The organism is Devosia sp., from assembly GCF_017744655.1.
GTDB lineage: Bacteria > Pseudomonadota > Alphaproteobacteria > Rhizobiales > Devosiaceae > Devosia.
The window spans coordinates 53,677-65,158 of sequence record NZ_JAGIAW010000007.1; the positions used below are offsets into that span (position 1 = coordinate 53,677).

An 11,482-nucleotide genomic window follows, 5' to 3' on the forward strand; every position below is an offset into this window, starting at 1 on the left:
AAAATTATCAGTCTTGGAACGGGTCAACCACCAAGATGGTATCCGCTCGTTCCGGGCTGGTAGACAGAAGCGCGACCGGGGCCCCGATCAGCTCTTCGATATAGCGAACATACTTTACGGCCTGCGCCGGGAGCTCGGCCCAGGAGCGCGCTCCGGCCGTCGTTTCCGACCAGCCCTCGAGTGTCTCATAAATAGGCTTAACGCGAGCTTGTGCCCCCATTGAGGCGGGCAAATAATCAATCCGTGATCCGTCAAGCTCATAGCCGACGCAGACCTTGATTTCCTTGAGGCCATCAAGAACGTCGAGCTTGGTCAGCGCGATGCCGGTGATGCCCGAGGTTTTTACGGTCTGGCGCACCAGCACCGCGTCGAACCAGCCGCAGCGGCGCGGACGGCCGGTATTGACGCCGACTTCCTTGCCGACGGTTGCCAGGTGACGGCCGATCTCGTCGTCGAGCTCGCAGGGGAACGGGCCTTCGCCGACGCGGGTCGTATAGGCCTTGGTGATGCCCAGCACATAGCCGATGGCCGTGGGCCCAAGACCCGAACCGGCGGCAGCCTGGCCGGCAACGGTGTTGGACGAGGTCACGAAGGGATAGGTGCCGTGATCGTTGTCGAGCAGCGCACCCTGTGCACCTTCGAAGAGGATCCGGGCGCCTTCGCGGCGCTTGTCGTCGAGCACGCGCCAGACCTGGTCCATAAAGGGCAGGATTTCGCCTGATATGGAGGTCAGTTCGTCATAGATCGTCTGCGCTTCGATCTCGGCAAGGCCGATGCCGCGACGCAGCGCATTGTGGTGCGAAAGGAGACGCTCGATCTTGGGCATGAGCGTGTCGGGTTCGGAGAGGTCGATGAGACGGATGGCGCGACGGCCGACCTTGTCCTCATAGGCCGGGCCGATGCCGCGGCGCGTCGTACCGATCTTGAGACCGGAATTGGCGTCTTCGCGGATACCATCGAGTTCGCGGTGCAGCGACAGGATCAGGGGGGCATTGTCGGCGATGCGGAGGATTTCGGGGGTGATGGTCACGCCTTGGCCACGCAGCTTTGCCATTTCCTGGACGAAGTGGTGGGGATCAACGACCACGCCATTGCCGATGACCGAGAGCTTGCCCTGCACGAGGCCCGAGGGCAGCAGCGCGAGCTTATAGCTGACACCATCGATAACCAGCGTATGGCCGGCATTGTGACCACCATGGAAACGCACGACAACGTCGGCGCGCTCCGAGAGCCAATCCACGATCTTGCCCTTGCCCTCGTCGCCCCATTGAGAGCCGACGACAACCACATTCGCCATAGTCCAGTCTTCCTTAAACTGAGGCGTGCCGAAATCCGGCACGATGAAATCGGGCCGGCTGTGCTGGCAGCACCCTTACCCAGGTTGCGGACATCGGTCCGTTCGACCACTGCCCCCACGGGTTTGATTGCAGCCGAATAACTGATAAGTCCGACTGTCCTTACATCACTGAAGCCGCAATGACAAAGCCGCAGACCACTGAAAAGCGCGGCATTTCCGCCGGACTTCTCGATCAGCCCTATCTTCTGCTGGTGCTGGCGCCGCTTTTCTGGGGCGGCAATGTGGTTGCAGCCAAACTGGTCGTGGGCGAAATCAGCCCCTTCCTGCTGCTCGCCTGCCGCTGCGTGCTGGCAACGCTGTTCATTTTGCCGTTTGCATACAAGCACTTGCGCAATGATTGGGCGGAAGTTAAGCGCACCTGGCCGGTGCTGATGGCTTTCGGCATTGTCGGCTATGCGTTCTTCAACGTCTTGCTCTATGTCGGCCTGACCATGACCACGGCGGTCAATTCGGCCATCGAGCAAGCCTCGCTGCCGATGCTGATTCTCGGTGCAAACTTTCTGTTTTTCCGCGTGCGCGCCAATCTCTTGCAGATTTTTGGCGTGCTGCTGGCGATCTTTGGCGTGATCCTGACCGCGACGCATGGCGACCCACTTCGCCTCCTGCGCATGGACGTCAATCTCGGCGATGGCTTCGTTATCCTCGCCTGCCTTGCCTATACCGGCTACACGCTGGCCCTGCGCTTCCGGCCCAAGGTGCACATGTTCAGCTTCATGGCCGTGTCCTTCTTCGGCGCGGCGAGTTCGGCGGTGATTATGCTGGCTCTGTTCGGCGGCGGACTCGAATCGGTTGGCACCCTCGCCCATGCCTCGCCGACGGTATGGCTGGTGATCGCCTATGTCGCGACCTTCCCCTCCATGTTCAGCCAGATCGCCTATGCCCGCGGGGTTGAACTGGTCGGCGCCAATCGCGCGGCGCCGAGCCATAATCTCATTCCGGTTTTTGGCACGCTTGGTTCGGTGCTGATCCTCGGGGAGAGCCTTGAGGGTTATCACTTCCTCGCGGCCGGAATCATCATCTTTGGCATCGTCCTGGCGGAGTGGGCGGCGCGCAGACGCACCGCTTGAGGTCAATTTACGGCAGCGTGTGGCCGGCTGTGCGGAAGAGGCGATACCACTCTTCGCGCGTGAGCGGCACGGAGGAACCGGCGGCGCATTCTTGGACGCGCGACGGTTTTGTCGTGCCGAGGACGACCTGCACATTGGCCGGATGGCGGGTGATCCAGGCGACGGCGATGCCCGTCGGCGTTACGCCGTACTTTTCCGCCAGCTCATCGAGGGCATCGTTAAGCTCCGGGAAGTCCTCGCGATCCCCGACGAAAACGCCGTCGAAGAAGCCCTTCTGGAAGGGCGACCAGGCCTGCAGCATCATGCCCTGCACACGCGAATAATCGAGCAGACCATTGTCGCGGCTGATCGACTGGTCGAGCCCGTTCATATTGGCCGCAACGCCCTGCGCAAAGAGATTAGCATGAGTGATGCTGAGTTGGACCTGATTGAACAGCAGCGGCTGCTTGACCGCTGTTTTCAGCACCTCGATCTGGCCCGGCGTGTGATTGGAAACGCCGAAATGGCGGACTTTTCCCGACGCCGCGAGCTTGTCGAAGGCCGAAGCGACATCTTCGGGCTCGACCAAGGTGTCCGGGCGATGGAGCAGCAACACATCGAGATAGTCGGTGCGGAGTGCGGCAAGGGATTCGTCGACCGTCTGCAAAATGTGCTCGGACGAGAAATCGAAATAGCCCTTGCGAATGCCGACCTTGCTCTGGATCAGGATCTTTTCGCGCTCGACAGCGGAGAGCGTGATCGCCTCGCCGAACCGCTCCTCGCAGCGGTGACGCTCGCCGCCATAGATATCGGCATGATCGAACACGGTGACGCCGGCATCGACGGCCGCGCCGAACAGAGCCTGGATTTCGGCATTGCTCATCTTGGCAATACGCATGAGCCCGAGAACGACACTCGACACGGTGAGATCGGTGTGGGGCACCTTGAAGGTCTTCATAAGAACCTCGGAATTTTGGGGATGGCGCCGACACGGCGGCGCAAGGGGAACGGCGCGACACTAGCGCGCCCTGCCCCTAAAAAGAAAGCCCCGCCGGTGGGAACCGACGGGGCAATTGTCAATAATTCTAACTTTTAGAAACGGACGGCCTTGGCCTGCTTGACGCCCTCGAGCGCGGCGATCTTGCCGAGTTGCTCGTCGGTCAGCGTACCATCAATGGAGACCAGGGCGATAGCGTCGCCACCCACTTCGGCACGGCCGAGGTTGAAATTGGCGATATTGATGCCGAGCGTACCGAGCAGCGTGCCGAGGCGACCGATATGGCCCGGCTTGTCCTCATTGGTGACATAGAGCATGGACGGCGACAGTTCGGCTTCCATGTTGATGTCCTTGACCTGGATGATGCGCGACTTGCCATTGGCAAAGATCGTGCCGGCGACGCCGCGGGTCTGGCGTTCGGTGGTCACGGTCAGGCGGATATAGCCTTCATAGGCGCCCTGCTGGTCGCGGGTCGTGGTTTCGACGGTGATACCGCGATCCTTGGCGATCTGCGGGGCCGAAACCATGTTGATGTCACCCAGCGATGGCTTCAGCACACCATTGATGGCGGCTGCAATCATCGGCTTGATATTGAGGCCGGCCGGAGTGCCTTCGAACTCGATCGAAATACCCTTGATGCCGGTTTCGGTGAGCTGGCCCGCGAACGAACCGAGCGCTTCCGCAAGCTTCACCCAAGGGGTGATGATCGGGGCTTCTTCCGCCGAAATCGACGGGAAGTTGAGCGCATTGGTGATTTCGCCGGTCATCAGGTAAGCCGAAATCTGCTCGGCAACTTGCAGCGCGACGTTTTCCTGGGCTTCGGTGGTCGAAGCCCCGAGATGCGGCGTGCAGATCACGTTGGGGAGGTCGAACAGCGGATTGTTCTCGGCCGGTTCGACGAGGAACACGTCGAGAGCCGCGCCGGCGACATGGCCCGACTTCAGGGCATTGTAGAGCGCTTCTTCATCGATGAGACCACCACGGGCACAATTGATGATGCGCACGCCCTTCTTGGTCTTGGCGAGGTTTTCCGCATTGAGAATGTTGCGCGTCGCATCGATCAGCGGCGTGTGCAGCGTGATGAAATCGGCGCGAGCCAGAAGGTCATCCAGTTCGACCTTTTCGACGCCGAGCGTCTGCGCGCGTTCCGGGGTCAGGAACGGATCGAAAGCAATGACCTTCATGCGAAGGCCAATGGCGCGATCGGCAACGATCGAACCGATATTGCCGGCGCCGATCAGGCCCAGGGTCTTGTTGGTGACTTCGACGCCCATAAAGCGGTTCTTTTCCCACTTGCTGGCACGCGTCGAAGCGTCGGCTTCCGGCAGCTGTCGAGCCAGCGCAAACATCATGGCGATGGCGTGCTCGGCCGTCGTGATCGAATTGCCGAAGGGCGTGTTCATTACGATGATGCCCTTCTTGGTCGCAGCCGGAATATCGACATTATCGACACCGATACCGGCGCGGCCGATGACCTTCAGATTGGTCGCAGCAGCGATAATCTTCTCGGTGACCTTCGAAGCCGAACGGATGGCGAGGCCATCATACTGACCGATGGCTTCAAGAAACTTTTCCTTGTCCTTGCCGAGATCGGGCAGGTAATCTACCTCGACGCCATTGTCCTTGAAAATCTGGACGGCGGTGGGGCTAAGCTTATCCGAAACGAGAACTTTTGGCATTTTGGGCTTTTCCAATTTGGGTGCGGCAGCAGGTCAATCAGCGCCGCGCGAATGTGGGGGAGTGCCCCGCCGCATGGCGGGGCCAAAAAATTCAGGCAGCAGCCTTGAGCGCGGCCTTTTCCTGGGCGAAAGCCCAGTCGAGCCAGGGGGTCAGGGCCGCAAGATCGGATGCTTCAACCGTCGAACCGGCCCAGATGCGCAGGCCCGCCGGAGCGTCCTTGTAGGAGCCGAAATCGTAGCCGACGCCGAGCTTGTCGAGACGGGCAACGATGGCCTTGGCAAAAGCCGCCTGACCTTCATCATCGAGCGCCGTGATGTCGGGATCGACGATCGAGAGACATACGGAGGTGTTCGAACGCTGGTCGGCCTTCTTGGCGAGGAACTCGACCCAAGCGGTCTTTTCCACCCAGTCAGCCAGCACCTTGAAATTGGCATCGGCGCGGGCCTGCATGGCGTGCAAACCGCCAACTTGCAGGCCCCACTGCATGGCGTCGATCGCGTCTTCGATGCAGATCATCGAGACGGTATTGATCGTTTCGGCCTTGAAAATGCCTTCGATGAGCTTGCCGCCCTTGGTCATGCGGAAAATCTTCGGCAGCGGACGATCGGGCTTAAAAGTTTCGAGACGTTCGACGGCGCGGGGCGACAGGATGAGAATGCCATGCGCGGCTTCGCCACCCAGCGCCTTCTGCCAGGAGAAGGTGACGACATCGAGTTTCTGGAAATCAAGCTTCTGCGCGAAAGCGGCCGAGGTGGCATCGCAAATGGTCAGACCTTCACGATTGGCCGGGATCCAGTCCGCATTCGGCACGCGCACGCCCGAGGTCGTGCCGTTCCAGGTGAAAACCACGTCGCGGTTGAAATCGACCTGCGTCAGGTCGGGCAGTTCACCATAGGGCGCTTCGAGGACGCGGACGTCATTGAGCTTGAGCTGCTTCTGCACATCCGTCACCCAGCCGGCGCCGAACGATTCCCAGGCCAGCATATCAACGCCCCGAGCGCCCAGCGCGCTCCAGAGGAACATTTCGACGGCGCCGGTATCGGAAGCGGGAACGATGCCGATGCGATAATCGGCCGGAACTTCAAGGAGTTCGCGGGTCAGGTCGATGGCCTGTTGAATACGTGCCTTGGCGACCTTGGCGCGATGCGAACGACCGGTCAGCGCGCCAGCGAGCGCTTCGACCGTCCAGCCTGGACGCTTGGCACAAGGACCCGACGAAAAATTGGGGTTTGCCGGTTTTACCGCCGGTGCGGTCAGGGGCGTATCAGCCATCTCAAGCGGCCCTCCCAGGCCTATGCGCCTCGCGTTAGGGCGAGGTGTCCTAAGGCCGGAAATACTCCTTGGCCGGTTGGACGTCAATGGGGATTGGGGACTGGCTGTTGTTGTTGTGGCGGCGGCTACTCATCCATCCAAAGGTTCGCTGGCATCTCGCGTAGCCACTCTGAATAGCCCCTAGCTTTATAGACGCCTTCTTGTTCAAGCGTGATGCGGTGCGCCAGATCGCCGAGCACGGCATCAGGTTTCAGAGGTTGCGCAGCGCTCCGGGCTGATCGCCCACTCGCTTATGAGCGGCGCAAGACATATGCACATGCGACGGCAATGCCGTGGTTGAAAGTTTTTCTTCAACCTACTCGAGCGCGAGCGGATCACACGACGAACCTATCGAACCCGCGACGCAGCCCGCTAGGAACAGTAAGAAGCGCTGCGCGACGGTTCCTTCGACGAGACTGGCTTATCTGCGCGGTAAAGAGCCCCGCTCGATGACAGGCATCTCGACCAGTTGCGCGGCGCCGATACCACCAAGCATAAGCTCGACAGCCTTACGACCCATTTCCTCATGCGGCAGACCGATCGTTGTCAATCCAGGCCGGAGATACGAGGCTAGCTCGTCATTGTCGAAGGAAACGAGCGCAATGTCTTCCGGAACGGTGATACCTGCTTCACCCAATGCTTGATAGGCGCCGAAGGCGAGCCGGTCGTTAAGGCAGAGTAGCGCCTTTGGCCGCTTCGTCCTCAGCAGCTTGCGAGTGAGATCGTAACCGTGCGCCGGCTCCCAGTTCCAGCAGCTCAACTCGGCCACAAAACGCATGCCGTTCGCGATCATTGCATCGCGAATTCCAGCGAAACGGCGTGCGATGGTTTCGGAGCGAAAGAGCCCTGCTTCCGAGTCCGCATTGTGCCCGAGAAGAGCCACGCCCTCCGTGATGCCCGCATCACGCAATAATTCAACCGCGCGCCGACCGCCGCGATACTCGTCTGGCAAAACGGAAACGGGGAAGCGCGCACTGGTTCCGTTCAGCATGATGGTGGGCACGTTTATGGGCAGGTCTGGCACAAAAACTTCGCGTGCCCGCATAGCGGCGAAGATAAGGCCATCGACCTGCCGATCAAGCGCTGCTTCGACCGCCTGGGTTTCCCTGGCCGGCTCGCCGCCTGTTTCGAGTACCAGCATGACATGTTTGGCTTCTTCAGCCGCGGCGAGCGCACCTCTGATGAGGCCGCTCGCAAAGCGCGTGGTCGCCACATAGTCGGAAATGAAGGCAATGGAACGAGATTTGTCGGTGCGGAGTGCGCGCGCGGCGACATTGGGTCGGTACCCCAGGCTGGCGGCAGCAGCATGAACCTTGGCATGGGCGTCGGCAGAGAGGCGCGTGTCCGGCCGACCGGTGAGGATCATCGATGCGGCAGTGGTCGAAAGCCCGGCGAGCCGCGCAACATCAGCCAGCGTTACCCGTTTCTTCTGCAAGCCCCAAGCCTCCTCGCCCGCCTTGGGCTTATCCTCAACGTCTGCATAACTAGGCCGCCCCCGCTTGACAACTTAAGCGCATCGCGGCATTTGCTAAATGCTTTTAGCAGGAGGAATGGATGAGTTTCAACCTATCCGATAATTGGGTATGGGACTTTTGGCTCGCCGATGACGGCATGAACCATCATCTGTTCTATCTGCATGCGCCGAAGTCGCTTGAAAACCCTGATTTGCGCCACCGCAATGCGCGCATTGGTCACGCTACATCGACAGATCTGGTGAACTGGACGAACCACGGCCTCGCCTTTGATGCAGGCACGCCTGGGAGCTTTGACGGCAGCGCCACTTGGACCGGCAGCATCATCAAGGACCCAACGGGCACTTGGCGCATGTATTATACTGGCTCGCGTTTCCTTTCGCCCGACAGTGCCGCGAATATCGAGACTATTGGCCTTGCGACATCGCCCGACCTCTTCACCTGGACCAAGCAAGCCGGTCCCATCGTCACGGCCGACCCGACCCTTTATGAAACACTCGGCACCTCGAGTTGGCCAGAGGAGGCCTGGCGCGATCCCTGGGTTTTTTGGGACGCGACAAACCAGCGCTGGCAGATGCTCATCACCGCCCGCAGCAAGACTGGCACCGAGCCGGACCGCGGCATCATGGCTCTCGCCACCTCGGCCGATCTCGATACCTGGACGATCGAGCCGGCGCTGAGCCGGCCGGGCGCGGGCTTCGCGCATCTGGAAGTGTTCCAGATCGTCGAAATAGATGGACAAAAACACGTCATCTTCTGCTGCGACAGCGCCAAGCTTGTTGGCGTCCGCGCAGGAGAAGTCGGTGGCATCTGGACTATGCCGCTTGCCGATTTCCCCGCAGAAGTCGATTTCCGCGCGGCGCGTCTCGTTACCGACGAACGCCTTTATGCCGGTCGCATCGCCTTTAATCGTTCCGGCAAGCCGTTCCTCATGGCCTTCAACAATGTCACCGCCGACGGCGCCTTCCTTGGCGGCGTTTCCGATCCCCTGCCCGTCACCACGGCCGGGGATGGTTATCTCGTGCTGGGGAGTGCCGCATGAGCACCACGATTTCCGGTTATGCCGCCCTCGGCTACGAAGCCGTCGCCGAGACTTTTTCGCGTGCATTTGACGATCGCCCGGAGATGGGGGCCGCGCTCCACATCGTGCGGAACGGCGAAAGCGTCGTCGATCTCTGGGGCGGCATCGCCGACGCGAGAAATGGCCGCGCCTGGCAGCAGGATACACCATCGGTCATCTTCTCGTGCACCAAGGGCCTCGTCTCCATCCTGGCGGCGCACCTCGTTGGCGAGGGAAAGCTCGACTATGACGCGCCGGTTAGTCGCTACTGGCCCGAGTTCGCCGCTGCCGGCAAGGACGCGGTGACCGTCGGCGACGCGCTCGGCCATCGCGCCGGGCTTTCGGCACCGCGCAAGGACCTCAGCGAAGACGATATCGTCGATTGGGATCGCATGGTCGAAGTTCTGGCCGCTCAGGAGCCGCTCTGGCCGCTCGGCACCGGCTACGCCTATCACGCGCTGACCCACGGCTGGGTAGCCGGCGAAATCATTCGCCGCGTCACCAGCAAGTCGGTCGGGCAATACTTCGCCGATCTCATCACCACGCCACTGGGCGTCGATGCCTGGATCGGCCTGCCTGAAAACGTGATACCCCGCACGGCTCATCTGCGCGTCAGCCCGATGCTCTCAGCGCTCTGGGCCGACGAGTCCTCAAAACCCGAACCGAACTGGCCCTACAAGGCCATGACGCTGGGCGATGCCCTCCCCGCGGACCTCGTGACGGAAACCGGCGGCTTCAATGCACCTCGCATTCGTGCAGCGGAAATTCCGGGGGCAGGTGGCATCTCTAGCGCCAAGGCGCTCGCCACCATCTGGTCCGCCACCGTGGTGCCGACCTGCGGAGTAAAGCTCCTCGACCCCTCCGTGATAGCCGCGTCCACGCGTACGCGCAGCGAGGGCGCTTCGGTGTTCGGTGGCGAGCCTCCCTATTCACGCTGGGGCTGCGGTTTCCAGCTCGATTCTGAAGCGCGCCATTATCTCGGCGACACGAGCTTCGGTCATGACGGTGCTGGTGGACAGGTCGGCTTTGCCGATACCCGGCATCATATCGGTTTCGGCTTCGTCACCAATTGGATGATGGGACCGGAAGATCGGCGCGCCACGGCCATTATCGCGGCCTTGCGCGCAACACTCTAGCCACCGCGCATGAGGCGCATCGCAGATATTGACTCTGTCTTACGCCCGTGCGCTAAATCCTTTTAGCAGACGAAAACATCCCTGCAGACTTAATCTTGGAGGAGGCAAGTCTTGAACACCCCATCCCGCCACGCCCTTCGTATTCTCACCACTCTCTCGGTTGCCGCCAGCGCTGGCACGGCCATGGCTGCCCCGAGCTGCGGCACCGACCCGGTGGTTCTCAACGCCTATTTCGAAACCGGCTTTCCCCTGCCGACGCGGCTCAGCGAAGAGTTCACCAAGCAGTTCCCCAATGTCACCTTCGACATCAAGGAAGACCAGTTCGCCAACATGATGGAGAACTCGCCGCGCATCCTGTCCGAAGACAATGCGCCTGATCTGATCCGCCTGCCCTCGTTGACCGACTTGGTCGCCAACAACCTGCTGCTCAACCTCGACACATATTTCACCGAATTCGGTTGGGACAAGTTCCCCGCCGGCCAGCTGGTGCAGCTGCGCGTCGAAGAAGGTGGCCGCCCGCGCGGTACCGGTTCGCTCTTCGGCATGGGCCTCAACTATTCCATGACCGGTGTGTTCTATAACAAGGCGCTGGCCGAGCAGATCGGCATGACCGAGGCTCCGAGGACCGTGGCCGAGCTCGATGCGCTACTCGCCAAGGCCAAGGAAGCCGGCATTCAGCCGATCATGCAGTGGAACAAGGGCACCGCCGGCCTCGCCTTCCCGCTGCAGAATCTGATGGGTGCCTATGGCAATCCCGAGCCGATCAACGACTGGATCTTCCAGAAGGACGGCGCTTCTATCAATACCGCCGAGGCCCTCGAGGCCGCCGAGCATCTCGATGGCTGGATCAAGGCCGGCTATTTCCCGACCGATGCCAACGCCATCGAATACTTCCAGATGATGAGCCGCTTCATCGGCGGCGAAGGTCTCTTCATGTTCAATGGCGATTGGGAATCGGGCAATCTCGACACCAATGCCAAAGACAAGTTCGGCTTTTTCATCATGCCGAGCGCTGAAGAAGGCGGTCGCCACGCCTCAATGTCCGCGCCGCTGAGCTATGGCATCGGTGCCAAGGCCGCCAATCCCGATTGCGCTGCCTTCTTCCTCGATTGGGTTGCGACCAATGAAGAAGCGCGCACGATCAACGTTGCAGTGGGCGGCTCCAATCCGGGCGGCCCGGCCGATATGGCGATCCCGCCGGTCGAACCCGGCTCGGTGACCGAGCAGTCCCTCGCTGCCGGCGCCCAGCTGGCTCAGGACAACGGCGCCATGGACTTCATCGCCAACGCCACCGGCGCGATCTTTGCCGCTGGCTGGACCCCAGAACTGCAGAAGATGGTCGGTGGTCAACAAACCGCAGCCGGCCTCCTTGAAGCCGTGCAGAAAGAATACGAGACCCAGCTGTCGCGCTGACACTGAAAAT

General features: G+C 60.9%; 9 protein-coding genes. 4 read left to right on the forward strand and 5 right to left on the reverse strand.

Annotated features, from left to right (window positions below):
• Positions 1 to 7 precede the first annotated feature (7 nt).
• Positions 8 to 1,297 (reverse strand): adenylosuccinate synthase, encoded by a 1,290-nt coding sequence (locus J7557_RS13990; protein WP_291420672.1) that lies wholly within the window; start codon positions 1,295 to 1,297, stop codon positions 8 to 10.
• A gap of 179 nt (positions 1,298 to 1,476) precedes the next feature.
• On the opposite strand from J7557_RS13990, the gene J7557_RS13995 reads away from it, so the two are divergent.
• The gene (locus tag J7557_RS13995) at positions 1,477 to 2,424 is read left to right on the forward strand and encodes a DMT family transporter (protein WP_291420673.1); all 948 of its coding nucleotides are present in this window, start codon (positions 1,477 to 1,479) and stop codon (positions 2,422 to 2,424) included.
• Positions 2,425 to 2,431: 7 nt separating this feature from the next.
• Here J7557_RS13995 and J7557_RS14000 read toward each other — a convergent pair whose 3' ends face one another.
• From J7557_RS14000 to J7557_RS14015, 4 genes are all read right to left on the reverse strand, one after another.
• The gene (locus tag J7557_RS14000) at positions 2,432 to 3,361 is read right to left on the reverse strand and encodes an aldo/keto reductase family oxidoreductase (protein WP_291420674.1); all 930 of its coding nucleotides are present in this window, start codon (positions 3,359 to 3,361) and stop codon (positions 2,432 to 2,434) included.
• 134 nt (positions 3,362 to 3,495) lie between these two features.
• The gene (gene serA / locus J7557_RS14005; RefSeq protein WP_291420675.1) at positions 3,496 to 5,079 is read right to left on the reverse strand and encodes a phosphoglycerate dehydrogenase; all 1,584 of its coding nucleotides are present in this window, start codon (positions 5,077 to 5,079) and stop codon (positions 3,496 to 3,498) included.
• A gap of 91 nt (positions 5,080 to 5,170) precedes the next feature.
• On the reverse strand, positions 5,171 to 6,352 hold the full coding sequence (locus J7557_RS14010; RefSeq protein ID WP_291420676.1) for a phosphoserine transaminase: 1,182 nt from the start codon (positions 6,350 to 6,352) through the stop codon (positions 5,171 to 5,173).
• A gap of 460 nt (positions 6,353 to 6,812) precedes the next feature.
• Positions 6,813 to 7,826 (reverse strand): LacI family DNA-binding transcriptional regulator, encoded by a 1,014-nt coding sequence (locus tag J7557_RS14015; RefSeq protein ID WP_291420677.1) that lies wholly within the window; start codon positions 7,824 to 7,826, stop codon positions 6,813 to 6,815.
• 119 nt (positions 7,827 to 7,945) lie between these two features.
• Between J7557_RS14015 and J7557_RS14020 the strand changes: the two genes are divergently transcribed.
• The 3 genes from J7557_RS14020 (at position 7,946) to J7557_RS14030 (ending at position 11,472) form a co-directional block, all read left to right on the forward strand.
• Positions 7,946 to 8,905, forward strand: a complete 960-nt coding sequence (locus tag J7557_RS14020) for a hypothetical protein (RefSeq protein ID WP_291420678.1) — start codon at positions 7,946 to 7,948, stop codon at positions 8,903 to 8,905.
• Complete coding sequence (locus J7557_RS14025) at positions 8,902 to 10,059, forward strand: serine hydrolase domain-containing protein (protein ID WP_291420679.1); 1,158 nt, start codon at positions 8,902 to 8,904, stop codon at positions 10,057 to 10,059. Before J7557_RS14020 ends, J7557_RS14025 begins: the two co-directional genes overlap by 4 nt.
• A gap of 111 nt (positions 10,060 to 10,170) precedes the next feature.
• Positions 10,171 to 11,472 (forward strand): ABC transporter substrate-binding protein, encoded by a 1,302-nt coding sequence (locus tag J7557_RS14030; protein ID WP_291420680.1) that lies wholly within the window; start codon positions 10,171 to 10,173, stop codon positions 11,470 to 11,472.
• Positions 11,473 to 11,482: the final 10 nt, after the last annotated feature.

Excerpts from the sequence above, each read along its gene's own strand:
- J7557_RS13990 (WP_291420672.1), bottom strand. The coding sequence starts at position 1,297 with ATGGCGAATGTGGTTGTCGTCGGCTCTCAATGGGGCGACGAGGGCAAG.
- J7557_RS13995 (WP_291420673.1), top strand. The coding sequence starts at position 1,477 with ATGACAAAGCCGCAGACCACTGAAAAGCGCGGCATTTCCGCCGGACTT.
- J7557_RS14000 (WP_291420674.1), bottom strand. The coding sequence starts at position 3,361 with ATGAAGACCTTCAAGGTGCCCCACACCGATCTCACCGTGTCGAGTGTC.
- serA (WP_291420675.1), bottom strand. The coding sequence starts at position 5,079 with ATGCCAAAAGTTCTCGTTTCGGATAAGCTTAGCCCCACCGCCGTCCAG.
- J7557_RS14010 (WP_291420676.1), bottom strand. The coding sequence starts at position 6,352 with ATGGCTGATACGCCCCTGACCGCACCGGCGGTAAAACCGGCAAACCCC.
- J7557_RS14020 (WP_291420678.1), top strand. The coding sequence starts at position 7,946 with ATGAGTTTCAACCTATCCGATAATTGGGTATGGGACTTTTGGCTCGCC.
- J7557_RS14025 (WP_291420679.1), top strand. The coding sequence starts at position 8,902 with ATGAGCACCACGATTTCCGGTTATGCCGCCCTCGGCTACGAAGCCGTC.